The sequence below is a fragment of the Nostoc sp. genome (genome assembly GCF_036919615.1).
Classification (GTDB): Bacteria; Cyanobacteriota; Cyanobacteriia; order Cyanobacteriales; family Nostocaceae; genus Nostoc.
Genome location: NZ_JBALCN010000005.1, coordinates 13,675 through 38,379, shown reverse-complemented (window position 1 = coordinate 38,379; position 24,705 = coordinate 13,675). Strand labels below are relative to the sequence as shown.

At 42.3% G+C, this 24,705-nt stretch carries 25 protein-coding genes; 13 read left to right on the top strand and 12 right to left on the bottom strand.

The window, feature by feature from the left end; translation table 11 throughout:
* Window positions 1-94 precede the first annotated feature (94 nt).
* The 3 genes from V7K48_RS02055 (at window position 95) to V7K48_RS02045 (ending at window position 6,768) form a co-directional block, all read left to right on the top strand.
* Window positions 95-2,797, top strand: a complete 2,703-nt coding sequence (locus V7K48_RS02055) for a TonB-dependent siderophore receptor (RefSeq protein WP_335069139.1) — start codon at window positions 95-97, stop codon at window positions 2,795-2,797.
* Between the two features lie 92 nt (window positions 2,798-2,889).
* The gene (locus V7K48_RS02050) at window positions 2,890-5,601 is read left to right on the top strand and encodes a TonB-dependent siderophore receptor (protein ID WP_335069137.1); all 2,712 of its coding nucleotides are present in this window, start codon (window positions 2,890-2,892) and stop codon (window positions 5,599-5,601) included.
* A gap of 54 nt (window positions 5,602-5,655) precedes the next feature.
* Window positions 5,656-6,768, top strand: a complete 1,113-nt coding sequence (locus V7K48_RS02045; RefSeq protein WP_335069135.1) for a PepSY-associated TM helix domain-containing protein — start codon at window positions 5,656-5,658, stop codon at window positions 6,766-6,768.
* A gap of 117 nt (window positions 6,769-6,885) precedes the next feature.
* On the opposite strand, the gene V7K48_RS02040 is transcribed toward V7K48_RS02045, so the two are convergent.
* A complete protein-coding gene (locus V7K48_RS02040; protein ID WP_335069133.1) occupies window positions 6,886-7,083 on the bottom strand; it encodes a hypothetical protein in 198 nt (65 codons plus the stop codon).
* 75 nt (window positions 7,084-7,158) lie between these two features.
* Between V7K48_RS02040 and V7K48_RS02035 the strand changes: the two genes are divergently transcribed.
* Window positions 7,159-7,803, top strand: a complete 645-nt coding sequence (locus tag V7K48_RS02035) for an NIL domain-containing protein (protein WP_335069131.1) — start codon at window positions 7,159-7,161, stop codon at window positions 7,801-7,803.
* 236 nt (window positions 7,804-8,039) lie between these two features.
* On the opposite strand, the gene V7K48_RS02025 is transcribed toward V7K48_RS02035, so the two are convergent.
* Together V7K48_RS02025 and cysE are read right to left on the bottom strand one after the other, a co-directional pair.
* Window positions 8,040-8,630 carry a Crp/Fnr family transcriptional regulator gene (locus tag V7K48_RS02025; protein WP_335069129.1) on the bottom strand — a complete coding sequence of 197 codons (591 nt, stop codon included), beginning with the start codon at window positions 8,628-8,630 and terminating at the stop codon, window positions 8,040-8,042.
* 171 nt (window positions 8,631-8,801) lie between these two features.
* A complete protein-coding gene (gene cysE, locus V7K48_RS02020; protein WP_442949396.1) occupies window positions 8,802-9,530 on the bottom strand; it encodes a serine O-acetyltransferase in 729 nt (242 codons plus the stop codon).
* Window positions 9,531-9,756: 226 nt separating this feature from the next.
* On the opposite strand from cysE, the gene V7K48_RS02015 reads away from it, so the two are divergent.
* The gene (locus tag V7K48_RS02015) at window positions 9,757-10,227 is read left to right on the top strand and encodes an RrF2 family transcriptional regulator (RefSeq protein ID WP_335069125.1); all 471 of its coding nucleotides are present in this window, start codon (window positions 9,757-9,759) and stop codon (window positions 10,225-10,227) included.
* Between the two features lie 18 nt (window positions 10,228-10,245).
* Entirely contained in the window at window positions 10,246-11,208 is a 963-nt protein-coding gene (gene cysK, locus V7K48_RS02010; protein ID WP_335069123.1) for a cysteine synthase A, read from the top strand.
* A gap of 78 nt (window positions 11,209-11,286) precedes the next feature.
* Here the strand turns inward: cysK and V7K48_RS02005 are convergent, their stop codons facing one another.
* Window positions 11,287-12,021, bottom strand: a complete 735-nt coding sequence (locus V7K48_RS02005; RefSeq protein ID WP_335069121.1) for a DUF4145 domain-containing protein — start codon at window positions 12,019-12,021, stop codon at window positions 11,287-11,289.
* Between the two features lie 66 nt (window positions 12,022-12,087).
* Window positions 12,088-12,798, bottom strand: coding sequence for a cadmium resistance transporter (locus tag V7K48_RS02000; RefSeq protein WP_335069119.1), 711 nt, complete (start codon window positions 12,796-12,798; stop codon window positions 12,088-12,090).
* A gap of 413 nt (window positions 12,799-13,211) precedes the next feature.
* On the opposite strand from V7K48_RS02000, the gene V7K48_RS01995 reads away from it, so the two are divergent.
* Window positions 13,212-13,409, top strand: a complete 198-nt coding sequence (locus V7K48_RS01995) for a hypothetical protein (protein WP_335069117.1) — start codon at window positions 13,212-13,214, stop codon at window positions 13,407-13,409.
* Between the two features lie 87 nt (window positions 13,410-13,496).
* Window positions 13,497-14,159 (top strand): cadmium resistance transporter, encoded by a 663-nt coding sequence (locus V7K48_RS01990; RefSeq protein ID WP_335069115.1) that lies wholly within the window; start codon window positions 13,497-13,499, stop codon window positions 14,157-14,159.
* 13 nt (window positions 14,160-14,172) lie between these two features.
* Here V7K48_RS01990 and cysW read toward each other — a convergent pair whose 3' ends face one another.
* The 3 genes from cysW to V7K48_RS01975 form a co-directional block, all read right to left on the bottom strand.
* Window positions 14,173-15,051, bottom strand: a complete 879-nt coding sequence (gene cysW / locus V7K48_RS01985) for a sulfate ABC transporter permease subunit CysW (protein ID WP_335069113.1) — start codon at window positions 15,049-15,051, stop codon at window positions 14,173-14,175.
* Entirely contained in the window at window positions 15,038-15,898 is an 861-nt protein-coding gene (gene cysT, locus V7K48_RS01980) for a sulfate ABC transporter permease subunit CysT (protein ID WP_335069111.1), read from the bottom strand. The genes cysW and cysT overlap by 14 nt, the downstream gene beginning before the upstream one ends.
* A gap of 93 nt (window positions 15,899-15,991) precedes the next feature.
* Complete coding sequence (locus V7K48_RS01975; RefSeq protein ID WP_335069109.1) at window positions 15,992-17,137, bottom strand: sulfate ABC transporter substrate-binding protein; 1,146 nt, start codon at window positions 17,135-17,137, stop codon at window positions 15,992-15,994.
* A 523-nt stretch (window positions 17,138-17,660) separates the two neighbouring features.
* Between V7K48_RS01975 and V7K48_RS01970 the strand changes: the two genes are divergently transcribed.
* Window positions 17,661-19,016 (top strand): L-lactate MFS transporter, encoded by a 1,356-nt coding sequence (locus V7K48_RS01970; protein WP_335069107.1) that lies wholly within the window; start codon window positions 17,661-17,663, stop codon window positions 19,014-19,016.
* Window positions 19,017-19,147: 131 nt separating this feature from the next.
* Here the strand turns inward: V7K48_RS01970 and V7K48_RS01965 are convergent, their stop codons facing one another.
* From V7K48_RS01965 to purE, 3 genes are all read right to left on the bottom strand, one after another.
* On the bottom strand, window positions 19,148-19,939 hold the full coding sequence (locus V7K48_RS01965; protein ID WP_335069105.1) for a class II glutamine amidotransferase: 792 nt from the start codon (window positions 19,937-19,939) through the stop codon (window positions 19,148-19,150).
* 158 nt (window positions 19,940-20,097) lie between these two features.
* Window positions 20,098-20,397 (bottom strand): putative quinol monooxygenase, encoded by a 300-nt coding sequence (locus V7K48_RS01960; protein WP_335069103.1) that lies wholly within the window; start codon window positions 20,395-20,397, stop codon window positions 20,098-20,100.
* 94 nt (window positions 20,398-20,491) lie between these two features.
* The gene (gene purE, locus V7K48_RS01955; protein WP_335069101.1) at window positions 20,492-21,010 is read right to left on the bottom strand and encodes a 5-(carboxyamino)imidazole ribonucleotide mutase; all 519 of its coding nucleotides are present in this window, start codon (window positions 21,008-21,010) and stop codon (window positions 20,492-20,494) included.
* Window positions 21,011-21,109: 99 nt separating this feature from the next.
* On the opposite strand from purE, the gene nagA reads away from it, so the two are divergent.
* The gene (nagA, locus tag V7K48_RS01950; RefSeq protein ID WP_335069281.1) at window positions 21,110-22,279 is read left to right on the top strand and encodes an N-acetylglucosamine-6-phosphate deacetylase; all 1,170 of its coding nucleotides are present in this window, start codon (window positions 21,110-21,112) and stop codon (window positions 22,277-22,279) included.
* Window positions 22,280-23,015: 736 nt separating this feature from the next.
* On the opposite strand, the gene V7K48_RS01945 is transcribed toward nagA, so the two are convergent.
* Window positions 23,016-23,288 (bottom strand): hypothetical protein, encoded by a 273-nt coding sequence (locus tag V7K48_RS01945; protein WP_335069099.1) that lies wholly within the window; start codon window positions 23,286-23,288, stop codon window positions 23,016-23,018.
* A gap of 256 nt (window positions 23,289-23,544) precedes the next feature.
* Here V7K48_RS01945 and V7K48_RS01940 point away from each other — a divergent pair, with 256 nt between their 5' ends.
* The 3 genes from V7K48_RS01940 to V7K48_RS01930 all read left to right on the top strand — a co-directional run bounded on the left by V7K48_RS01940 (window position 23,545) and on the right by V7K48_RS01930 (window position 24,686).
* Complete coding sequence (locus V7K48_RS01940; RefSeq protein WP_335069097.1) at window positions 23,545-23,670, top strand: hypothetical protein; 126 nt, start codon at window positions 23,545-23,547, stop codon at window positions 23,668-23,670.
* Window positions 23,671-23,791: 121 nt separating this feature from the next.
* Entirely contained in the window at window positions 23,792-24,070 is a 279-nt protein-coding gene (locus V7K48_RS01935) for a hypothetical protein (RefSeq protein WP_335069095.1), read from the top strand.
* Window positions 24,071-24,224: 154 nt separating this feature from the next.
* Entirely contained in the window at window positions 24,225-24,686 is a 462-nt protein-coding gene (locus V7K48_RS01930; RefSeq protein ID WP_335069093.1) for a hypothetical protein, read from the top strand.
* The last annotated feature ends 19 nt before the right edge of the window (window positions 24,687-24,705 follow it).

Below are 24,705 nucleotides of genomic sequence, written 5' to 3'. Positions count from 1 at the left end.
TTTTCTGTATCTGCATCGCTAGAACAGCAATTATGAAGCTACGCATGGAATGAGGTTTTTTGTCATCTTGAATAATATGGTGTGTGGAGACAAAATGATTAAGCAAGTATGTAAATTCACCGGCAGGCTGAAGTATTTGTTGATATTTTTCACAGTTTTGCTGGTTCAGCCTGCAAAAGCGCAAGATATTCCTAAATTTGATAATCGGTTAAGCGCTTTTACGAAAACACTACCACTAGCCAAGCCATCTGAAGCAACTGGGAAGATTGGGCAATTAAGTGAACTAGAACCCGTTGTTACCAGCGCCAAAATGTTATTAGTGCAATCATCAACACCACCAAACACGGTACAAACAGAAATTGTACAAGTTACCTCGGTAAAGGCAAATCCCACATCTAAGGGTGTAGAGGTGATTTTACAGACATCTAAAGGAGAACAGTTGCAAATCACGAATCGCAGTGCTGGTAATAACTTCATTGCTGATATTCCTAATGCACAGTTGCGTTTACCTAGTGGTGAAGCATTTACATTCCGCTCGGAAAAACCAATTGCGGGTGTTAGTGAAATCACAGTTACTAACTTTGATGCCAATACTATTAGGGTAAGTGCGATCGGAGAAACAGGTGTTCCAACTGTCGAGTTATTTGACAGTGCGGATGAGGGTTTAATTTTTAGTGTGGCAACTGCTGCATCCATAGCACAACAACCTCAAACCCAACCAACTCCTCAACAGCAGCCAGAAAGTCAAACACAGCCAAAACCATCAACACAAGGTGATGAACCGATTGAGTTAGTAGTCACAGGTGAACAAGACGGATATAGTGTACCAGATAGCACAACTGCAACTAAAACTGATACTCCTCAACGTGACATTCCCCAGTCAATTCAAGTTATTCCTCAACAAGTCATAAAGGATCAGCAAATCATAAGGATTAGTGATGCAGTACGCAATGTCAGTGGTGTAACTATAACGGGAGGGTTCGCTGGACTGGTAGATAATTACAACATCCGGGGATTTTCAACCTACAACAATTTGAGGGATGGTTTTTTCTCTGAGGGTTCTTTTACCCTGACAAATCCGACAAATATTGAGCGGATTGAAGTGCTTAAGGGGCCAGCATCTGTGCTGTATGGTCAGTTTGAGCCGGGAGGGGTGGTGAATTATGTGACTAAAAAACCACTTGATTATCCTTATTACTCTGCTGAATTTACAGCCGGAAGCTTTAGTACCTATCGTCCTTCGCTCGATTTTTCTGGGCCGCTTAACTCAGACAAAAGCATTCTATATCGCTTGAATGTTGCCTATGAAAACTCTGGTAGCTTCGTTGACTTTTTGAATGAAAAAGTCTTTAGCATCGCCCCTGAACTCACGTTAAAACTTGGGGATGCAACCACGTTAACGTTTCAATATGAATACCTCAATGCCGATCGCACTTTCTACGACGGTTTACCACCCGATCCCAAAGTTTTCAACGTGCCGATTAGTCGTTTATTGGGAGAGCCAGGAGATCATTACTCGGCTCAATCGCATATCATTAATTTAACTCTTAATCACAGTTTTAACAAAAACCTGCGGCTCCGCAGTGCCTTTTCTGTTAAGCTGACCGATGGTGATGACTTAGCGTTTCGACCAAACTCTCTTGATGCAGATGGTCGTACTGTGTTACGGCGGTATGCAGTAGATAGAAACCTTTACCGCAACTACTCCCTGCAAACGGATCTGATCGGTAACTTCAACACGGGGTCTGTGCAACATCAAGTTTTGCTGGGGTTGGAGTGGAATAAAGACCTTCTGGGCTTCGATTCTCTCCGCACTACCACTTCCCTGACTCCCAGTATTGATTTGTTTAATCCCGTGTATGGTGCTTCTTCGCCACCAGAGTTTGATGAAGACTCAGAGCGCGACCGCTACGGTCGCGACACGATCGCCTTTTATCTGCAAGATCAAGTCACACTGCTACCAAACCTGAAGCTATTAGTGGGTGGCAGATATGACTTTATCAATCGTAAAAATACCGTTCAACCACTGGATGCTTTGGGTAATAATCTGATTGGTGATGAGAGCGTTGACCGGCTTTACAATGAAGCTTTTTCACCTCGCGTTGGCATTGTTTATCAGCCGATTGAACCGATTTCAATTTACGCCAGTTACAGCCGCTCGTTTAATCCCAGTGACTCGCGGACAGTAGATGGAACTCAACTGCCACCAGAGCGCGGCACTCAGTATGAAGTAGGACTCAAAGCCGATCTGATTAAAGACAGGCTATCTGCAACCTTTGCTGCCTATGATATCACCAAAGAAAATGTCGCTACAACCGATCCTACTCCAGGGAACTCTGACTTTTCCATTGCGGCTGGAGAAGTGAAAAGTCGCGGTTTAGAATTTGACGTTTCTGGGCAGATTCTACCAGGTTGGAATGTGATTGGGTCTTTATTCCACAACGATGCTTTTGTGAGTAGAGATAATAATCTACCAGTGGGTGACTCGTTGGTCAATGCTGCTGGTATTGGGGGGAGTCTGTGGACAAGCTATGAAATTCAAAACGGTAATTGGAAAGGATTCGGGTTTGGTGGGGGAGTATTTTATACAGGCGACAGAGAAGCTGAACTCCCCAACACATTTAAAATTCCCTCCTATGTGCGTGCTGATGCCACCATTTTTTACAAACGGGATAACTGGAGGGTGGGGCTGAACTTTAAGAATCTTTTTGATACACAGTATTACGATTCTCAGGGCTACTATCTGCGTCCTGGTGCACCGTTGACTGTTCTAGGGACATTTTCTGTGCAGTTTTGATTACTGCAATTTCTGAACTGATTAAGTGCTGTTTGAACACATGTATGGTTGGTGTTTTTGTCATCTGAAATAATAAGGTGTGTGGAGACAAAATGAGTAAGCAAGTATGTAAATTCAGTTACGGAGTGGAGTGGTTGTTGATACTTTCCACAGTTTTGCTGCTTCAGCCTGCAAAAGCGCAAGAGATTCCCAAATCTGATCATCGGTTGAGCGATCGCCTCGCGAAAACACTACCACAAGCCAAGCCACCTGAAGCAACTAAAAAGATTAGGCAATTAAGTGAGCTAGAACCCGTTGTGACTAGCGCCAAAATGTTATTAGTGCAGTCGTCAACACCACCAAACACGCCACAAATAGAAGTTGTGCAAGTTACAGCAGTGAAAGCAAATCCTACCTCTTCGGGTGTAGAGGTGATTTTACAGACTACAAAAGGTGAACAGTTGCAAGTCACAAATCGCAGTACAGGTAATAATTTTATTGCTGATATTCCTAATGCTCAACTGCGCCTCCCGTCGGGTGATGCGTTCACATTCCGTTCTCCTAAACCAATTAGTGGAATTACTGAGATAAGGGTCACTAACTTTGATGCCAATACTATCCGAGTAACAGTGACGGGTGAAGGGAGTATACCAACTGTTGAATTGTTTGACAGTCCCAACGAAGGCATAATATTCGCTGTGGCTAGTGCTGCACCTTCTACGCCGTCAGAGCAGCAACCCCAAACACCACAACAACCCGAACAAGAGCAGCCAGGGAGCCAGACACAGCCAAGTCAACCATCAGCGCAACAGGGTGATGAGCCGATTGAGTTGGTGGTGACGGGTGAGCAAGATGGGTATCGAGTGCCTAATGCGACAACTGCGACGAAAACTGATACGCCTGTGCACGATATCCCGCAATCTATTCAGGTGATTCCTCAACAGGTGATTAAGGATCAAGGGGTGACTCGAACTTTTGATGCTCTGCGTAATGTCAGCAGCATCGCCAAAGAGGGGGGCTATGGAGACAGTCAAGATAACTACCGTATTCGAGGTTTTGTAACCTATGACAGTTTGAGGAACGGATTTAGGATTTCATCTCCGATTACTAATCCCACCAGCTTGGAGCGGATCGAGGTACTAAAAGGCCCAGCCTCGGTGCTTTATGGTCAATTTGAGCCGGGTGGGATTGTCAACTTCGTTACCAAACAACCACTCGATTACCCCTACTATTCTGGTGAATTTACTGTTGGCAGTTACGATTACTATCGTCCCTCGATTGATGTTTCAGGGCCACTCACGACTGACAAAAAATTACTGTACCGCCTAAATGTTGCCTACGAAACTACTGGTGATTTTGTTGATTTTGTCAACTCTAAAACGTTCTCTATTGCCCCGGTATTGACCTACAAATTCAGCGATGCCACTACATTAACTCTGGAATATCAGTACCTGAGTACAGATCGCGTTTATAACGATGGACTTCCGCCTAACCCAATTGTTTTCCAGCTTCCCATCAGTCGGTTTCTAGGAGAGCCAGATATCAACAGTTTTCGCCAGGATGCTAACAATCTGAATGTGACATTTGCTCATCGGTTTAGTGACAACTTACAACTCCGTAGTGGATTTGCCGCCTACTTCTCTGATGAAAGGGTGCGCTCAATACGACCAGGTGCAGATTTAGATGTGGATGGCCGGACAATACCTCGTGGCTTTGTTCCTAGCGATCGCATAATCAACTCTGCCTACACCTTCCAAACCGATCTGATCGGTAAGTTTAATACAGGGTCGATCAAACATCAAGTACTCCTGGGTTTTGCTTGGGATCAGTACAACTATAAAGATCCTGCCTACTTTCAAACAGATGGCTCACCCATTGATATTTTTAATCCGGTGTATGGCTCTCCTCAGCCAACCGATGTTCCGTATAGTTTTTACAAAGAAGGTTTCGACGAGTTTGGCATTTACCTGCAAGACCAAATTACCTTACTTCCGAATCTCAAGTTACTACTAGGTGGCAGAGTGGATTTCATTCATAGCAGCAGCTTCAGCCAAAATTTCGATAGTGCAGGTACCGCAACCGACAATCCGACTGAAACGCGTTTTTATAACAATCCTTTTACTCCTCGTGTTGGCGTTGTCTATCAACCGATTGAGCCGATTTCGGTTTACTTCAGCTACGCCCAATCCTTCAAGCCAAACTCGTCACGCACAGTCGATGGCAGTGCCTTACCACCAGAGAGCGGCACTCAGTATGAAGTAGGAGTCAAAGCCGAACTAATTAAAGACAGGCTATCCGCCACCTTTGCCGCCTATGATATCACCAAGGAAAATGTCGCTACAACCGATCCTACTCCAGGTAACTCTGACTATTCCATTGCGGCTGGAGAAGTGAAAAGTCGCGGTTTAGAATTTGACGTTTCTGGGCAGATTCTACCAGGCTGGAATGTGATTGCTTCTGCTTTTATCAACGATGCTTTTGTCAGTAAAGATAACAGCCTACCAGTGGGCGACTCGCTGGTAAATGCTCCTGGTAGTGGGGCTAGTCTATGGACAACTTATGAAATTCAAATTGGTGATTGGAAAGGATTCGGTTTTGGTGGGGGAGTTTTTTATACTGGCGATCGCGAAGCTGAACTCCCCAATACGTTCAAAATTCCCTCTTACGTGCGTGCTGATGCCTCAATTTTCTACAAACGCGATAACTGGAAGGTTGGGCTGAACTTTAAGAATCTTTTTGATACTACATATTACGATTCTCAAGGCTACTATCTGCGTCCTGGTGCGCCTTTGACTGTGCTGGGGACGTTTTCTGTGCAGTTTTGATTCTTTCAATTTTTGAACTGATTAAGTCATGTTTGGTATCACACACTTTCTACCATGAACTCTAAAAAAATACGCGATCTAGCATTTACTTTGCACCGCTATCTTGGTTTAGCAGTAGGACTGGTGCTGGTTATCGTTGGCTTGACAGGTAGCTTGTTAGTGTTCGAGCAAGATTTTGATCACTTGATGATTATTCAACAGTATGGACAGATTACTCCCCAACAGGTGCAGTTATCCCCAGAGTCTGTGCTGAAAACAATTGAGGCAAAGTATGCCGCACGAAGTGATCTCCATCTTTTTCGTATTTATTTGCCAGATACTCCTTCTTCTCCATATGTGGGGCAGTTGTCATCAGCCGATGAGGAAAGGACAGAAGTTTTTGTCAACCCTTATACAGGCGCAATTATGGGTGAGCGTATAACTTATAAAACTTTAATAGGTATGCTCCTTAAACTGCACTACAGCTTAATGGCAGGCGAAACCGGAACTATGTTTGTTGGCATTGCTGCCTTTCTAATGTGTATCCTCACCATCACAGGTTTAGTTCTCTGGCCTGGTTGGCGTAAGCTAATTGCAGGCTTCAAAATTAAGCTTGATGCTCATCCTAAGCGGGTGAACTTTGACATTCACAAAGTGGCTGGCATTATCGCTGTAGTTTTTTTATTCTTTACTGGCTTTACTGGCTTTTGCTGGAGCTTCAGCTTTCCTGAGCCGATTATTTACGCTGTTACATTCACCCCAAAACCATCCGAGCCAGTATCCAAGCTAATTCTTAGTAAATCAACATTAGGGCTGACAGAACAACTCAAAATTGCCAATGCTGCCTTACCTGGTGCTGTTACTAAAAGCATTTATTTTCCCAGTAAACCAGAAGATGCTCTACAAATTCGCATGAAGCTGCCGCAGGAAAATGTAGAGTATGGGAATAGTAATGTTTATCTTGATCAGTACAGTGGTGAGGTTTTGCGAGTTGACAATGCTTTAAAGATGCTATTGGGCGATCGCGTCCTCAACTCTTTTGTACCCCTGCACTACGGCACATTTGGTGGCTTACCCACCCGTATTCTCTATGTATTTGTTGGACTTGCACCACTGGTTCTTTTTGTTACTGGTTTGGTGATGTGGTGGTATCGCTATCGGGCAAAAACTGTAGTTAATCATGTCTGATGATAAGCCTGGAGTAACGCAATACAGTTCAGTTACCATGCAACCATTCAAATGATTCTCAATTGGTTTGGCGTCAAAGTACTCCACATAAATTGAGTTTGATTTACGTGAATTTACTTATTGCTTATTTGTGGTCTTTGTGGGACTCTCTTTTACATCAGAACTAAATGTATTAAATCGATAGGGTTTCCGTAGTTTAATAAAAGCCAGAAAGATGAAAACCTCTATGAGGCTGACATTCAACCAGGCACAGTTGAGTTGTAGGGGCACGGCATCAGCAAGATTCTCTGCCGAACCCAAAAATTGCGTAGGCATAGCCCGCCAACTCTTCTCTACGAGAGGCTGCGCCAAGGAGACGCACTCGCGTTATCGCTATTGGGAATTAATCTGATGTCTGAGAGTAAATCTGTAGAACCCGCTTCAGTCCACAGCCGAATTCTCGTGCCTCAACAATATCACAGGCAACCTGTAATTTCCCGACTGGTGTCTCGTTATGGTTTAACCGTCAATATCAAAGCTGCATCTCTAACATCAGATAGTGACGGTGATGGCTGGTTTGATTTGGAACTTTCAGGAAATCCCCAAAAACTGACAAATAGCCTATCTTACTTGCAAGGATTGGGAGTGAATTTGCTGCAACTAGCGATCGCTAACCAGATTCAACCCAACCAGCACTCTCTCCCTTTCCCCAATCCAACTAGCAAGCTGAATCCCAAAGACTCTGCATCGCTGACAAATCAATGGCAAGAACAATTCCAGCAATGGATTTCTCTAGGTCAAACTAATCGATTGCGCTTGCAACTGTGCGTCTTAAAAACCTATTACGAAGAACCGGTAATTTCGAAGTTAGTTTCTCGTTATGGACTAACAGTCAATATCACCAGTGCGCTACTTCAACCCGATACACAAGATGACGGCTGGTTTGACTTGGATTTGTGGGGGAGAACAAAGCAACTCTACTCTAGCCTGAGTTATTTAGAAAGACTGGAGCTACCGATTTGGCTGGATTTGTCTAGCGTTTATGGCGATCGCTAATTATTGACGCTCTCCTGACTATAACTGTAAACACCTGTGATTTCGCAGTTAATTTCTGCTTATGGCTTGGTAGTTAATATTACTAAGGCTATGCTACAGGATAAGGATGCTTTGACATTGAACTGCGGGGAATACTGCCACAAATCTGTAGCGGTCTGGCTTACCTGGAATCCCTGAATCTTAGAATTGTGGGCAAGCTGAATGCTGATGGCGATCGCTGGTTTTGCTGAAAAAATCTAAATTTCGTAGTACCAAATTTCTTCTTCTCGTAGCACAATTCGATGCAATGAAAGACGATCAATCAAGCCCTCTTGCTCAAACTGCCCAAGAACACGAGTGATGGTAACACGAGTTGAACCGAGCATTTCCGCCAGGTCTTCGTGAGTCAGACGCATATCTATTAAACGTCCCTTCTCAACTTCCGAACCAAACTTTTTGGATAACCATGCCAACAGCTTGATGAGCATAGTATCCACTTTTTTATGGCTACGAATGATCATCAATTCTTGAGCTTGTTGGATATGGGCAAGTAAAGTTTCTGTTAGTTGAGTCCACTCCTTTAGAGGTAAGACTATCACCTCCACTTTAGTTAGGCATTCCATCTGATAAGGTTCTAATTTTGACAAAGCTTTACCAACAATATCTCCAGGTCCCCACAATCCCAGAGCAACGGTTGTACCATCTTCCAGATAGGTAAAAGTCCGCACAAAACCCGTTTCAATCTTCCAAAGGTCGTTTTGATGCTCTGGCAGAAATGACCTACGGGCAAAAATTTGCTTAGTATTATTACTGCTTGTGCTAGATAAGCTTGTGTACAAAGACACCATATTATATAAAACTATTCTCCGATAAACTAACCGTAGTATTATATTTATATCAGGTTCTTAGAGCTTATGGGTATTTTAAAGACGGAAGTGGGGAAGAAGAATTTTAGATTTTAGATTGAAATTTAATCCAAAATCTGAAATCCAAAATCCAAAATTGAATTGCCCCATTCCCTAAATTCCTGCACCATCAAGAAAATCGTCAATTATCCCATCAGAATTTTTGCTCTTAGGATTGTCGGTTGGTTCGTCGCCAAGCTCAGTTGGGGACAAACTTGATTGATCTTCCAACTGCTCGAACTGTTTCTCTAGAGCTTTGACGCGTTCAAATAAAGCACGGATTACTTCAGCTTCTACGTCACGGACTTTATCATGATCCAGAACATTGGTAGGTAAGTTGTTTTGACGAGTCACCCGCCCTGGAATCCCGACTACAGTAGTGTTACTGGGCACATCTCGCAGCACCACAGAACCGGCTCCAATCCTGACGTGATCGCCAATTTGAATATTTCCCAATACCTTTGCACCCGATCCCACAACTACATTAGAGCCTAAGGTTGGATGGCGTTTGCCGCTTTCTTTGCCAGTCCCGCCAAGGGTGACACCTTGATAAATTAGGGCATAGTCTCCCACGATCGCTGTCTCACCAATCACTACTCCCATCCCGTGGTCAATAAACACTCCCTGACCAATTAATGCCCCAGGATGGATATCAATTCCGGTTAAAAACCGACTAATATGAGAGATAAATCGAGGTATGAAGGGAATTCCCATTTTATGCAGCCAGTGTGCCAATCGATGAAACACTAAAGCATGAAGTCCAGGGTAACAGAACAATACTTCTAGCCAGTTACGGGCTGCTGGGTCACGCTCAAAAATGGTTCGCAAATCAGTTAGTAGCATACTCAGTTGAGATTTTCGTTGGTAGGTGAGGCTCTGAAAACAGAAACTCAAAATAATTCCCATTAAAAGATCAAGTCATTCATGAGAATTGTATGAGATAATAATCTACGGTAAGTCGATCGGGTATAGCGTTTTTGTGGGTAATAAGTGGGATGCTATCACATTCCACACTTTGATAAAAATTAATTTCGCATAAACTGCGATAAGTCCCTCAATTCACCGTAGTATGTTGAGTACAGTCTTGAATAGCCAAAACTACGCTCTCTTGGATCTGTCTTCCAAAGTGGAATACGCGCTGCTGGCACTCTTAGAACTGGCAAGCCACCACGGAAAAAAACTTCCTCTAACTATGAGCGAGATCACTGCCAAGCAACCCATACCTGAACGTTATCTGGAACAAATTTTGACCAACCTCCGGCGTGCTGGTGTGGTGCAGAGTCAACGCGGCTCTAAAGGAGGTTTCGTTTTAGTTCGTGAACCTTGGCAGATTACAATACTTGAAATTGTCACTTTGGTTGAAGGCGAGCGGAAAGAGAAAGATAACTCTGACTCTCCGACTCTGGAAAAGACTCTGGTTTATGAAGTTTGGGAGCAAGCCAACGCTGCCTCCATTGAAGTTTTGGGTCGCTATACACTCCAAGACTTGTGCCAGGAAAGAGAAACTCGCGCCCAGCAAAGTCCGATGTATTATATTTAGACACGACGGAGTACTCACATGCGGATAGCGAAAGATATCACAGAGTTAATCGGACGAACTCCTTTAGTTCAATTAAACAAGATTCCCCAAGCGTCGGGAGCGGTTGCTCAGATTGTGGTGAAATTAGAAAGCATGAACCCAGCATCTTCTGTGAAAGATCGGATTGGAGCGAGTATGGTGGAAGCGGCAGAGGAAGCAGGCTTAATTCACCCCGGAAAAACCGTTTTAGTGGAGCCGACTTCTGGGAATACAGGAATTGCGCTGGCGATGGTGGCGGCTGCTAAGGGTTACCATCTCATTCTAACGATGCCTGACACAATGAGCCAAGAAAGACGATCTATGCTCAAAGCTTATGGCGCTCAACTAGAGTTAACGCCAGGGGTAGAAGGGATGCGAGGGGCGATCGGTCGTGCAGAGCAGCTTTTAGCTCAAACGCCCAATGCTTATATGTTGCAGCAGTTTCGCAACCCCGCCAACCCGAAAGTTCACGCCCAAACCACAGCAGAAGAAATTTGGAATGATACCGATGGACAGGTAGATATTCTTGTGGCAGGAGTGGGTACTGGGGGGACGATTACGGGAGTTGCAGAAGTTATTAAAGGGCGGAAGCCGAGTTTTAAAGCGATCGCAGTTGAGCCAAGCAACAGCCCAGTATTAGCAGGTGGAAAATCGGGGCCTCATAAAATCCAGGGGATCGGCGCGGGATTTGTCCCAGCAATTTACCGTCCAGAAATGGTAGATGAAGTGATTCAGGTAGCGGATGAGGAGGCGATCGCTTACAGCCGTCGCCTAGCAAAAGAAGAAGGATTGCTATCAGGCATTTCTACTGGCGCTGCTTTATCCGCGGCTATTCAAGTGGCACAACGGCCAGAAAATGCCGATCGCCTAATCGTCATGATTCAGCCTAGCTTCGGCGAACGCTATCTCAGTACCTCACTGTTCAAAGACCCAGAGGAGAATGAGTGGTTGAGTAAAGTTTGATTCCATATACCAATTTTAGATTTTAGATTTTAGGGACTGACAAAAAATAAATTATCCCAAAAAATCAACAAACAATATTTATTCATCCTCTGGCTGCTCGATGGATGATATTTTTACTACGCCCCTCTCATACCTTTCAATCAGCAGGTTGCCCTGTATTTCAGTGCTTGCAGGGGATTGCGACATAATTTGCTTAATGGTGGAGTCGTTCATATCTTTAACCAGTTGGTCAAGATTATTAATGAAATCCTCTCTCGATATTTCATCTCTAAGAACTTTTCTGTTGATCGTGTAAGCGTCTAATCCAACTATGTAGAAAAATGATAGCTGCTTGAATGCATCGAACAAAGGTCGTTCTCCTAGAACAGGCGTCTCTTTGCCACGATAGGCATTCTCACATAACGAACGCAATGACCGCTTGAGGGGTTCCTCAATGCTCGAAAAGTCTACCTTGCTCAAGTCGTGAGCGAATTCATTGCGAATTTTCCGCAGGCAATGAGCAGACGTAGTGATGGACGGTGGAACAAAATTTAATGCTTCCAGTAAATTTATTTTCATTGAAAAGGTGAAATTACTTGCGTTCAATAGCTTAGAATAGCGAGGTAAAAAAAGACCAAGTAGGTTATCTAGCCTGGTTTCAATTAGCAACGCTGTGATGATCGCAAGAAGGCGGTGCTCGTTCACACCTTCTACCTTATTGAATAGTTCAGGTAGTTCATTCTTACGCAAGAAATGATGAAAAGGTTTCCTGAACAAGCTATCACCGAGTTTCCCATCACATAGCCCCCGCACTTCTTCATTGTTTTTAGTCATATGTTACCTCTTGTTTGCGCCGAACTAGTTTCAAATACCAAGGGTAAACTTCTCAAATTGGCTTAGTTATCTATTAGAATTTTCGCCAATTTCATCGGCACTTTCATTATTTTTCACCAAAATCATTAAACACAAACAACTAGCAGCTAGCTTTATTAAGCTCAAAGCTTCACTTTTTAATACAATAAAAGCGCCTAATCCTATAAGAACAAAAGGCACAAGATTATTAACATAGCGAGTCAATACATTAGCTATGACTCTGTTGTTAGTTAATTTGTATGCAGCGTAGCACCAAACTCCTAACAAGAGAAAAAATAATCCGATAATAACCACAAAAGCCTCTAAGTTACTGCTAGCAAATAAAGGCACGTAGACACTAATATTATCGCTACCATTGGCAATTGTAACGCCTGCCACACTATAAGCTTGGGGAGAAAAAAAACTAGTAATTGTTGATGCTTCAGCTTCTTCTGTTGTAGCTACAACTTCTTTTGATGAATCTTCTTCCTGATTCACTAAGCTACTGATACCTATGGACATTGGTAGTAAACCAAGTAATCCAATCCAGCTTTTTGATAAAACTAACCCACCAAATAAACCTGGAAGACTAAGGATTAACAGAACTGTAAAACCTAGAAACTGACCAGCAACTATATGTCGAGGGCGAAAGTTAGCATTTATTTCCGAAAAAAACAACAATAGAATGACAATATCATCAATGTTAGTGGCAATAAATGCAATTGCCCCCGTAGTAATTGCAGTAACTAACTCGTTCATATTTTAAGATAAACATAGACATGCTTTTTCGTATTGGGAAGCATCCTACCCTGTGGTCAGCTACTTTTTTTGACGCGATTCATTCAAAAACTAATTTTCACTAATTATTAAGCAAGGTATCAAAAGCCGAAACTACATTACTTTACTTACAATTAAATTGTATAAGTAAGTCGGTGCTAATATTTCAAGCTATGTTAAGAAATTTAAATCGTTGGTGCGTTAGCTTACGGCATAACACACCCTACTTCAACTTTATATTTCTTCATATACACTGAATTTTTCTCGCCGACTTACCGTTCTTTCATCACTCTGGTTAAATAAAAATTTCAGCCAACTTCTAAGCAAGGGACAGAAACTGGGTTTGGAGCTTTATTTTTGAACATAATGCCTAAAACTCATCATCACTGTTACTAATGCCGATTCCAGCACCGCCGTCGCCGTTTTCGCTTATGGTTTCGCTGGGGGGGAATGAAATTAGTCAAGGCAATGAGGATATCAGCACCACCAGTACCACCAGTGCCAGTGGCAATGATGGTGTCATTTCTGTCCCATGCATCAAAACTGCCACTATTACTGATAGCGACTTTCTTCTAGACCACCAAGAAAGATAATTTGGTGGGGGACTTAAATCCAACAATTACCAATTACGAATTAGTGAATTTGGTATGGTGAGAAATCGTAGGTTCTAAAAATCCAGCATGAGTAAGCTAGGGACAACCTTCAGTGAAGGGATAATTGCTTTCATAGCCACTAACATAGATGACATCATTATCTTGTTAATATTTTTTTCACAGGTAGATGTTAATTTTCGACGGCGGCATATCTTACTCGGTCAATATCTAGGTTTTACAGCCATTATCATCGCTAGCTTACCAGGATTTTTTGGTGGCTTGGTCGTCCAGCGAGAATGGATAGGATTGCTAGGACTGCTACCAATAGCAATTGGTCTTCAACAATTAATATATAGAAAAGCAGAAACTACGACAGTTCAGACAGTCAGTAGTGATTTTAGTCAGTCTACACCTACTAACCCCGTATTGTCTTTTATTTTGAGTGTTTTGCATCCCCAAACCTATAAAGTGGCAGCAGTAACTCTTGCTAATGGTGGTGACAATATTAGTATATATATCCCTCTATTCGCTGGTCATGATCTTGCCAGCTTGGAAGTAATTCTAAGTATATTTTTTGTCATGGTAGGGGTTTGGTGTGCGATCGCTTATTTTTTAAGCCGTCAACCTACCATTGCTTATATTTTAAGTCGCTATGGTAAAGCTATTGTACCTTTTGTCTTAATTGGCTTGGGTCTGTTCATTATGCATGAACGAGGTACATTCACTCTACTACCTTGGGTAAGAAGTTAATCAATGTTGGATTTTATTCAACATCTTTAATGCGGGTTTTCCGTTCCAGAATCTCCTTCAGCACTAAGGTTACTACTGCTAACAACGCTAACAGTACAGCCGCAGAGAAAGCAGCTTCGGTTTCGTACTGTTTGTAAGCATCTTCTACAAACAGTGGTAAACTCTGGGTTTGGTCGGCAATATTGCCAGATACCACCGAAACCGCCCCGAATTCACCCATTGCTCTGGCATTGGTCAAAATTAAACCGTAGAGTAAGCCCCAACGGATACTAGGCAGGGTGATGCGCCAAAATATCTGCCAATCTTTCGCACCTAGAGTTCTAGCAGCTTCTTCTTGATCCTTACCAAATTCCTCTAAAACAGGAATTACTTCCCGCGCCACAAAGGGCATACTCACGAAGGCTGTGGCCAGTACCATACCTGGAAAGGCAAAGATTATCTTGATATCATGAGCCTGGAGCCAAGGGCCAAACCAGCCATTCCGTCCGTAAAGTAGCACAATCATCAATCCTGCAACTACGGGCGAAATCGAAAAGGGTAGATCAATAATGCTCAAAACTACGGCGCGTCCAGGAAATTTGTGGCGAGCGATCGCCCAGGCTGCACATAGCCCAAATACTGTATTTATAGGTAGAGAAATCAAAGCCAGCAACAGTGTCAGCCAAGCTGCATGGAGAAAAGCTGGCCGCGTCAGGTTGGACAGAAACGGCCCAAATCCTTTGCTAAAGGCTTGGACAAAAACGTTGATTGCGGGGATGTATTGAACCAGAACTAAATAGGCGATCGCTATCCCAATTAAAACTATTGGTACCCAACTCTTTTGCTCTTGAGGCTTGGCTATTTCTGTATCAGACGCAGAAGATGAATGAAAACTTGGCTTATCTACTGTCATATCGCCTTGCCCATGCTTGTAAGAAATTAATTGCCAATAGTAATACCAATGAAATTGATAGTAAAACTATGCCAATTACTGTTGCCCCAGAATAGTCATACTGCTCTAACCGTTGGAAAATCAGCACAGGTGCAATCAAATCTTGGAATGGCGTATTGGAAGAGATAATCACAGTTGAGCCATATTCCCCAACTGCACGGGAGAAACCCAAGGCAACACCAGTTAAAATTGTCGGAAATAAAGGCGGCAAAATTACTTTCCAGAAAGTTTGCCATTGAGAAGCCCCCAGACACCAGGCGGCTTCTTCAATTTCGTGTTCCATTTCCTGAAGCACAGGTTGTACAGTTCTGACGATAAAAGGTAGTGAGATAAATATCATTGCCACCGCTACTCCCGTGCGGGTAAAAGCCACCTTAATTCCCAGTGGTTTTAATAGCGAACCTATCCAGCCATTATCGCTGTAAACTGTTGCCAGGGTTAGCCCTGCTACCGATGTTGGTAGCGCAAAGGGTAAATCCACTGTGGCATCAATCAAGCGTTTTAAGGGAAAGTCATAGCGAACCAAAACCCAAGCAATCAGAGTCCCAAAAATCCCATTCAGCAAGGCAGCAAATATTGCTGTAACAAAAGTAACATTATATGTTGCTAATGCGATCTCACTGGTTGCGATTGCCCAAAATCTCGCCGGAGGTTCCGTACTCGCTTTCAGGAACATCGCAGCTATCGGAATAAACAACATCACCGTCAGGTATGCAATGGTGATTCGCCAAGTCCAAGGAACCCGCCTCAATCTCTTCCAGAATGGCGTTTTGCGTTCAACTTCCACAGAAGGAGATACAGTCGTCATAGTCAAAAATTCAAAATTTTAATTTCAAAAAAAGTTTTTTGCCAGTGGTCGGTTGTTTTTTCTACTGACCACCGACCATTGATTAATGACTAATTACCGTTTAACTTGGGCTTGAATCTTATCAAACACGCCCCCATCTGCGAAGAACTTCTTATCGATCGCGCTCCAACCGCCTAAATCTGCAACTGTACCCAGAGTTTTCAGCTTGGGAAATTTGTCTGTGACTTCCTTGTTTTGAGCTAAAGTCTCATCCACAGGACGGAATCCCAATTTAACAAACTCTTGCTGTGCTTCTGGACTATAAAGGTATTTCACAAAACCTTCAGCAACTTCGCGGGTTCCGTGCTTATCGACATTTTTATCTACCACAGCGAGCGGATTGTCAATGGATATATTCACATCGGGAACGACATAATCAACCTTCTCGCCTTTTTGCTGTGCTAAAATAACTTCGTTTTCGTAGTTGATTAAGACATCTCCCTGCCCTTGCTTGGCAAATGTATCAGTAGCTTCCCGCGAATCTTTAGGCAAGATTGGCACATTTTTGTAAACTTTAGTTACAAATTCAGTAGCTTTAGCCTCATCGCCACCTGTTTTAATTACGGAATCCCATAGTGCTAAGAAATTCCACTTAGCACCGCCAGAAGTTTTGGGGTTAGCAGTAATCAATTTCACACCGTCTTTGGCTAAATCTTGCCAGTTCTTGATGCCTTTAGGATTGCCGGAACGAGTGACTATTGCTGCAACAGATTTGGAAACAATACCATTGTTGGGAACTTCTTTTTCCCATCCTGGCTGAATCAATCCAGCCTTTTCAATCTTTGAGGTATCTCCAGCTAGTGCTAAGTGAACAACATCTGCTTCCAAACCATCGATAACGGCGCGAGTTTGGGAACCAGATCCGCCATAGCTTTGCTTGAAGACGACAGTTTGGTTATGATCTTTCTTCCACTGTTCTACAAACTTAGGAATGATCGCTTCGTGAGCTGCTTTGGTAACTGCAAAAGAAACGAGGGTTAGTTCAACATTATCCTTGCTTGCAGCAACAGGACTAGCAGTAGGGGTTTCAGAGGAAGAATTACTTCCAGTTCCACCAGAGCAGGCGGCAAGCGCCATACTCAATACGGTACCTACTAAAAAGAGCGATACAAAGCTTTTGAGCGAATTTAGCCGGAACCGATATATTCTATGTTCAGCGATCGCTTGTAACCTTTTCAGTGGGCGTTGCCACAAACTCATTCTATTTCCTCCAATAAATCTACAAATAACTGATGGGAATACAGTTGTATAGTGTTTATCATACTGGATGATTACATGTATCTAGTTGCAAATTCCAAAAAACCTCACATTCTTTATCAAGAATATGGTGATTCTACCAGTTTTGTGAGGAATTACAAATGCTTTTAGTTTCTACTATTTAAGTTATCATCACAATTGGTTACTTAATGTATCAAGCAAATTGCTAGTGAATAGCTAATTTTTGAGACTCACTGCTATTTCCAAAGTTGGAAATGTAGTTTCTGCTGATGACGATGCCTCAATAGCTGATTTGGGCTTATTCTTTTGATTGTTAGGTAAACAAAAAATCTCGCAGTCATAGAAGTATGTAAAATCAGAGGTTACAGCTTCATATAATTGTCTTTCTGTCAATGGGAAAATACTATTTTTCACTCAAACGAGTTCTTTTTTGTTCCTTAGTTAAGAAAACGCGAATGCATATTATCAAAGTTGCTTTTCCAAGATAGAGGAAAAATTTTGCAATATGATCCCAACTTCTGTTTTAGAGAAAGAACAAACCATTGCACAGCCTGGATTTAATCGCTGGTTGATTCCTCCGGCAGCATTAGCAATCCACCTGTGCATAGGACAAGTGTATGGCTTTAGCGTGTTCAATCTGCCAATGACGAAACTGATCGGCATCAGCCAATCAGCGCCGACAGATTGGAACCTGCCAACTCTCGGCTGGATATTTTCTAGTGCGATCGCCTTTCTAGGGATTTCTGCGGCTTTTTTTGGCAAATGGGTTGAAAAAGAAGGGCCCCGCAAAGCGATGTTTGTGGCAGCACTCTGCTTTAGCGGCGGATTTTTCATTTCCGCTCTTGGAGTATATCTACATCAAATTGTGCTGGTTTATCTTGGTTACGGCGTATTGGGTGGGATTGGCTTAGGTATTGGCTATATCTCTCCGGTTTCCACGCTGATTAAGTGGTTTCCTGACCGTCCAGGGATGGCAACAGGGATGGCAATTATGGGATTCGGCGGCGGAGCGATCATTGGTTCGCCGCTGGCGGTAGCACTGATGAATCATTTCAAATCATCGACTTCCGTCGGTGTATGGCAAACATTTGTGGTGATGGGTGCAATTTACCTTTGCCTAATGATGTGTGGTGTTTTTCTTGTACGCGTTGCGCCACCTGACTGGCAACCCGCAGGCTATACACCATCTGTTCAGCCGAAAAAATTGGTAACAACTGCAAATGTTAATGCTGATAACGCGATTAAAACCCAGCAATTCTGGTTGTTATGGGTTGTACTGTGTACCAACGTCACCGCAGGGATTGGTGTTCTTAGTCAAGCATCACCAATGATTCAAGAAATGTTTAAGGTTTCAGCTTCAGTCGGGGCTGGATTTGTCGTATTGTTGAGCTTATTTAATTTGGTCGGTCGGTTTTTCTGGTCATTTCTATCAGACTACATCGGTAGGAAAAGAACCTATATGATTTTCTTTGGTCTTGGGATGATTTTGTATGCTTTAATTCCGACAACTGGCAAAATCGGCAATATTATCCTTTTTTACGGAGGTTTTTGCATCATTTTGACCATGTATGGCGGTGGATTCGCAACTATTCCTGCTTATTTACGTGATCTATTTGGGACGGTACAAGTTGGCGCTATTCATGGACGGTTGCTTACAGCATGGTCTGTAGCAGGTGTTCTCGGCCCAGTTCTTGTGAACTACATTCGTGAGTTACAGATTAATCATGGTATACCGAAAGCTGAAGCTTATACATTGACAATGTATATCATGGTAGGGGTATTACTTGTTGGCTTTATTGCAAATCTACTTGTCCGTGAAGTCCATAGAAAATATAGCATTGGACAAGAGAGGTTATTATAGAAAGCATTAAAAAGAAAACCCATTTAGATGATTTATAAATGGGAAAAATATCTAGTTAATTGTGAAATTCGTCAAAAATATCAGATATTTTAGCCAAGCATTTGTTGAGTAATATTCTCACTTGACATAACCTATACTTGTTCGGAACTGAACGCATATTTCAGGGGCAGCCCGTCCTGAAAAACTATTAATTCTCCCGGTTGGATTTGTGTCCAAACTTCGTTGTCAGTGAGGGGTGTGGTAGCAATAACAGCGACGCGATCGCGTTCAGTAGTCACCTCTCGAAAATCTACAGTCATGTCTTGGTCAATTAAATGGGCAGCTGCAAAGGGCGCTTGGCGGACAATATAGCTGAGTTTGGTTGAGCAATAAGCAAATAAGTGTTCTCCATCCGACAATAAGTAATTAAATATACCTACTTGTGCAATTTGATCAGTAATTTCTTTCAGTACAGGGTACAGTTCCTTGATGTCAGGCTTACCCTCAGGAAAGCGCGATCGCAATGTTTCTAGGATCATACAGAATGCTTTTTCACTATCAGTGTCACCTACAGCTTGATAAAAGCCGAAATTTTCCGGATCAAAATCTGGCAAATTACCGTTGTGGGCAAACACCCAATACTGACCCCACAATTCTCTGCGGAATGGATGGCAGTTGTGTAGGGCAACTTCACCCTGAGTGGCTTTGCGGATATGGGCAATGACATGGGTTGAGTGGATGGGATAACTCCGCACCAACTCCGCTATTGGAGAAACAACAGAAGGTTGGGCATCTAAAAACATCCGACATCCCTTTCCTTCAAAGAAAGCAATGCCCCAACCATCGCGATGATCATCCGTTTTTCCTCCCCGTGCAGAAAACCCTTCAAAAGAAAAGCAAATATCCGTTGGAACATTGCAGTTCATTCCGAGCAATTGGCACATGGATGTTGTAGCTCTCAATTTTTGACTAAGGCCTCAGGATCAAGATACTTCAGAATGCTGCATTGATTCTGGAGCGATCGCTTCAATCTTGAAATTTAATGAGATATTCCAAATGCTCTTCTACAATAAAAAATCTGCTTCAAGTTAGCAATATCTGACTATGCCAAAAGATGGTATCGGCGGACATCTGGTGCAGCAGTCACTAAACCTTCGAGTTTAGCTACTGCCGCTTGAAGATGGGGTGAATCTAGATGAGTATTTAGGGTTTGATCAGAAGTCCACTCCTCTATAAAAGTAAAGTCTGTTGGATCGGACTGGTTTTGCAAAAGTTCATACTTGATCGCACCTACTTCCTGACGGGTTGGCTCAATGAGTTCCAACAGTACAGCTTTTAGTTCTTCTACTTTGTTAGGCGAAGCAATAAAATGGGCAACTACGCGAATAGTTTGGTTAGTCATTTGTTATTCGTTATTTGTCATGGAGTAGAGAGGATACAGGGGCGAGGAGAAAAACTTGCTGCTCCCCTGCTCCCCCCTATGCTGTTAACATTTATTAAAACATCTGCTGTAAATATTGCTCATAGCCTAGTTGTTCTAGTTTTGCTTGCTTTGCAATTACTGATTCAGATAGGGTTTGGCGATATTGCTGCACTCTTTCTAACAATTCTGGTTGCCCAGTTGCGAGGATTTGTACTGCTAAAAGTCCGGCATTTTTGGCATTACCGATCGCGACTGTTGCCACAGGAATACCAGCAGGCATCTGTAAAATAGAATACAAAGAATCAACACCTTGTAAGTTACGGGTGGGTACAGGAACACCGATCACAGGAAGTGGAGTTAAAGACGCTACCATTCCAGGCAGATGGGCAGCACCACCGGCACCAGCAATAATCACCTTAATACCACGTTGGTGTACAAGTTGAGCATATTGCACCATCCGTTCTGGAGTCCGATGAGCAGAAACAATCGCCACTTCGCTCTCAACGCCAAATTCCTCACAAACTGCGATCGCGTCTTTCATAATGGGCAAATCAGAATCGCTACCCATGATAATACCGACTAGGGGAGTCATAGAATTTTGGATTTTGGATTTTGGATTTTGGATTTTGGATTAATCGCCGATTGTTTCATCTAAAATCGGATGAGATTTAGCTCTCTTTTCACCAGTGTGATGATCCAAGCAACACAAAATCCTGTAGACATTATCAATGCTAGAGTACCAGGGTACAAAGATTTGCAGATGCTCTTAGTTAATCAAGAGGGCATAATTGAGCAAATTTTGCCAATGGATACAGTAGGAGTACACAGTGGTGCGCCCCTACTAGATGTAGCAGGTGACTGGATTTCTTTAGGCGGCGTTGATTTGCAAATTAACGGTGCTTTGGGTTTGGCATTTCCTGATTTAACAGATATTAATGCTCACTTGCTGGTGAAGATATCACAATTTTTGTGGAATGCCGGGGTAGATGGATTTTTACCGACACTTGTGACAACTTCGGTAGAAAACATTCAGCGATCGCTTGCGATTATTGCTGAGGTTCTCCCTAATCAACAAGCAGGTGCCAAGATTCTGGGAGTACATCTAGAAGGCCCATTTTTGAATTTCCAAAAGCGCGGCGCACACCCAGCAGAGTACTTGTTACCCTTAACAATTGATCAGGTAAAGCGGGTTTTGGATAATTATGCTCATATTGTGAAAGTGATCACCTTAGCACCGGAGTTAGATTTGACTGGTGAAGTCATTCCATATTTGCGTTCTCTGGGAATTACTGTCAGTTTAGGGCATTCTCAAGCAACAGCTGCCCAAGCGCAACGTGCCTTTGAGGAGGGTGCAACGATGGTAACCCATGCTTTCAACACCATGCCAGCATTACATCACCGCGAACCAGGATTATTAGGGGCAGCAATTATTCATCCTGATGTGATGTGTAGTTTTATTGCTGATGGTAAACACGTTTCACCCACGATGCTGCAAATTTTACTTCGCGCTAGCTATGAAGAAAAAGGGCTATTTCTTGTCAGCGATGCCCTTGCACCTTTGGGGCTACCCGATGGCGTGTATCCTTGGGATAGTCGGAAAATTGAAGTTAAAAACGGTACGGCACAACTAGCGGATGGCACTTTGTCGGGGACGACTTTACCCTTATTGGTGGGAGTGCAGAATTTGATGAAGTGGGGAATTTGTGACGTAGAAAGTGCGATCGCTTTAGCTACTAATGCACCTAGACAAGCGATTGGTTTACCAAGAATTGCCAAGAGTCAACCCGCTAATTTATTACGCTGGCATTGGGATGAGACTACAAAAGAATTAACTTGGGAACGATTATTTATTGTAGGCTAAAATGCAGGCTTGAGATCCGGGTGACTTGTATATCCGATGAATTACAAAATTAGCTTTTATTTAGAATTTGTTGGAAACAACTAAGTTAAATTGAAATTGGTAAAGTCACTTTAATTTTAGGAAATTCTATAGAACTCATATTTAATTTTTTAAATACATGTAGAGAGCGTTATCCTTCTAGCTAACGCACCATCCAAAGGTTTTGGTGCTGAACCTGCTGGATATCACTTTTTTTGGGGAGAACCATCTGAATTTCGCTCACCAGTAGGTATAGTAAAAGCAGTTTTCTCAAATAGCGATGCCTACGGCAGGCTACGCCTACACGGCATTATTCAACTCGAACTGTTACTATTAATTGCTACTCAAATTATGCGCGTTTTTATTTTTCTATTGGTTTTCCTACTATAGTGATAATTTATCCATATGAGTGTTACCTTATTAGTAATGGCTAGTCTGATTTCCAGTCTTATCTGAGTGGAGTATTAGTAATATTTTCAAATTGTTAAAAGGTAAATTCAACCTTTTCCCTTTAGAGGATGTTTGGAAAGTCAACAAGTATACTCAAAACCTCACTTCTATTCCTCTCTCCTGCTCTTGCAAGACTTTGAAACCCCCATTACCTTGTAGATAAAGGGGGTTAGGTTTCCGAGGCTTTGATATTAATAATAATACTTTTCAAACATCCTCTTAACCCAAAGGTATTGAGATGCACCCAAAAATAACTTATTCAGACCTATTATGATCCTTGCAAAAGCTCATTAATTGAACTTATACTTTGTTTGATTTGTTCTGCCAGAGAAGTTATTAATAAGTCAAGAGTTACGGCTGAAAAATTAACTAGCCCCAAAGCATATAAGAGGCTCGAAATCCCAATAAATAGAGCCAACAATCTACCAAAACAACCGGGATTAATTTCAATAAAACCTAATTTAGATTGTCCAATAACAGCAATCGTTATAAAAACAATTCCTACTATTAAAAATGTGCTATTTGGAGTTAAATCTGTCATTTTCCGATTAAGATGCCTCAGTACTTTTATTGTAGCTATTATTAGTTCAAATTTCTGCACTGGCTATATGCAAAAAAATAAAAGTTTTGCTACTCAACATCCACTCACCCAACCTTAAGGAGGCTCTGGCTAGGGTGTTGGATCTCATCGGGTACTATGATTTAGAAAGATATATTCTGATTTTGAAACCTATTGAACGAATTGGGATGGGTGATGGGTCTACATTAAAGGCTTTGTTCCGTAAGCTAAAAAGCCAGTGATAAAAACCACACCCACCAGAGATAGGATTTTTGGGTATATTGAGGATACGATTGGCTTTGCCACTGCCCCGAAAAGCGATCGCCATATCAATCTGCCAATTCAGCTAAAATGCTTAACTTAATGATAAACTTTAGCATTACTACACAGAGTATAATTACGAAAACTCCGCAGTAGAGGCATTTAATATTGACCGGGATAAGACGACTAGAAAACTAGCGATCGCCGTCAGTTATTGACAATAAATGATGCTATTCGTCCTAACCACAACTAGTTTTACCACCACAATAAGTCTAATAGAAGAGGAATTGTGTAGTACCGATGCCACAGATTTCCTCTGTACCTCTTGCTTGAGTACAACAGTTGCAGCTGCGCTGATTGTACCCCAAAGCCAAACACAACTCATTATGCACATTGTATTGCATCATGGGAGTCATGACGTTGGAGCGAAAGTCGAGGGGTTGCTCTGGCGATCGCACTCATGCGCTTCTGGTAGAAATCAGTTATTGTTAAGTTGTAGCTGAGTTAAACCTAAATTTTGCTTTTTACTATTTTGCTGAAACTATGCAGTGGTAAAACTTTCAGCATCAAAAAGCCAAAATGTTATCATTCCTGTACTAGACTTTGATTTAATTTATATATTAAACTACACTAAGACGATAGGAATAGTGGGTTTTTATGGAAAGCGTCCAAAACGTTAGTCAAGAGTTGAATGTAACAGGAGACACAACTCTGGAGGACTTACAAGAATCTACTCCAGAAGAGTTCAAAAAAGACATTTTCAAAAAACTCAGAGGTGGATTTTTTCTCATACTGGGATATTTGTTGTCACCACTATGTTGGTGGAATGACCTACTGTTCAATCTGCCAATAGCTTATGCTTTTGGGTATGCATGTAGTTTACTTTCCCCAAAATTACTTCTACCTTGTTCAATTATAGGGTACTGGCTCTCTAATATTGTGGGAATTCTCTTGATGCAATTCGGTTCTAAGGATATTTTTCAAAAAGAACCTCAAGAGCATAACCTCAAAAAAGAATTATTCACGGGTCTAATTTCTTCAACAGCTTATACCCTGTTGATTATACTATTGATCCAGTTGAAGATTCTCGATTCTCCCATTTTATTCTCCAACGACTAATTTAGTTTATCACCTTTTT

What these genes read in the sequence shown, in the direction of transcription:
- V7K48_RS02055 (WP_335069139.1), top strand. Translation starts at nt 95, where the DNA reads ATGATTAAGCAAGTATGTAAATTCACCGGCAGGCTGAAGTATTTGTTG.
- V7K48_RS02050 (WP_335069137.1), top strand. Translation starts at nt 2,890, where the DNA reads ATGAGTAAGCAAGTATGTAAATTCAGTTACGGAGTGGAGTGGTTGTTG.
- V7K48_RS02045 (WP_335069135.1), top strand. Translation starts at nt 5,656, where the DNA reads ATGAACTCTAAAAAAATACGCGATCTAGCATTTACTTTGCACCGCTAT.
- V7K48_RS02040 (WP_335069133.1), bottom strand. Translation starts at nt 7,083, where the DNA reads ATGCCTACGCAATTTTTGGGTTCGGCAGAGAATCTTGCTGATGCCGTG.
- V7K48_RS02035 (WP_335069131.1), top strand. Translation starts at nt 7,159, where the DNA reads ATGTCTGAGAGTAAATCTGTAGAACCCGCTTCAGTCCACAGCCGAATT.
- V7K48_RS02025 (WP_335069129.1), bottom strand. Translation starts at nt 8,630, where the DNA reads ATGGTGTCTTTGTACACAAGCTTATCTAGCACAAGCAGTAATAATACT.
- cysE (WP_442949396.1), bottom strand. Translation starts at nt 9,530, where the DNA reads ATGCTACTAACTGATTTGCGAACCATTTTTGAGCGTGACCCAGCAGCC.
- V7K48_RS02015 (WP_335069125.1), top strand. Translation starts at nt 9,757, where the DNA reads ATGTTGAGTACAGTCTTGAATAGCCAAAACTACGCTCTCTTGGATCTG.
- cysK (WP_335069123.1), top strand. Translation starts at nt 10,246, where the DNA reads ATGCGGATAGCGAAAGATATCACAGAGTTAATCGGACGAACTCCTTTA.
- V7K48_RS02005 (WP_335069121.1), bottom strand. Translation starts at nt 12,021, where the DNA reads ATGACTAAAAACAATGAAGAAGTGCGGGGGCTATGTGATGGGAAACTC.
- V7K48_RS02000 (WP_335069119.1), bottom strand. Translation starts at nt 12,798, where the DNA reads ATGAACGAGTTAGTTACTGCAATTACTACGGGGGCAATTGCATTTATT.
- V7K48_RS01995 (WP_335069117.1), top strand. Translation starts at nt 13,212, where the DNA reads ATGCCGATTCCAGCACCGCCGTCGCCGTTTTCGCTTATGGTTTCGCTG.
- V7K48_RS01990 (WP_335069115.1), top strand. Translation starts at nt 13,497, where the DNA reads ATGAGTAAGCTAGGGACAACCTTCAGTGAAGGGATAATTGCTTTCATA.
- cysW (WP_335069113.1), bottom strand. Translation starts at nt 15,051, where the DNA reads ATGACAGTAGATAAGCCAAGTTTTCATTCATCTTCTGCGTCTGATACA.
- cysT (WP_335069111.1), bottom strand. Translation starts at nt 15,898, where the DNA reads ATGACGACTGTATCTCCTTCTGTGGAAGTTGAACGCAAAACGCCATTC.
- V7K48_RS01975 (WP_335069109.1), bottom strand. Translation starts at nt 17,137, where the DNA reads ATGAGTTTGTGGCAACGCCCACTGAAAAGGTTACAAGCGATCGCTGAA.
- V7K48_RS01970 (WP_335069107.1), top strand. Translation starts at nt 17,661, where the DNA reads ATGATCCCAACTTCTGTTTTAGAGAAAGAACAAACCATTGCACAGCCT.
- V7K48_RS01965 (WP_335069105.1), bottom strand. Translation starts at nt 19,939, where the DNA reads ATGTGCCAATTGCTCGGAATGAACTGCAATGTTCCAACGGATATTTGC.
- V7K48_RS01960 (WP_335069103.1), bottom strand. Translation starts at nt 20,397, where the DNA reads ATGACTAACCAAACTATTCGCGTAGTTGCCCATTTTATTGCTTCGCCT.
- purE (WP_335069101.1), bottom strand. Translation starts at nt 21,010, where the DNA reads ATGACTCCCCTAGTCGGTATTATCATGGGTAGCGATTCTGATTTGCCC.
- nagA (WP_335069281.1), top strand. Translation starts at nt 21,110, where the DNA reads ATGATCCAAGCAACACAAAATCCTGTAGACATTATCAATGCTAGAGTA.
- V7K48_RS01945 (WP_335069099.1), bottom strand. Translation starts at nt 23,288, where the DNA reads ATGACAGATTTAACTCCAAATAGCACATTTTTAATAGTAGGAATTGTT.
- V7K48_RS01935 (WP_335069095.1), top strand. Translation starts at nt 23,792, where the DNA reads ATGATGCTATTCGTCCTAACCACAACTAGTTTTACCACCACAATAAGT.
- V7K48_RS01930 (WP_335069093.1), top strand. Translation starts at nt 24,225, where the DNA reads ATGGAAAGCGTCCAAAACGTTAGTCAAGAGTTGAATGTAACAGGAGAC.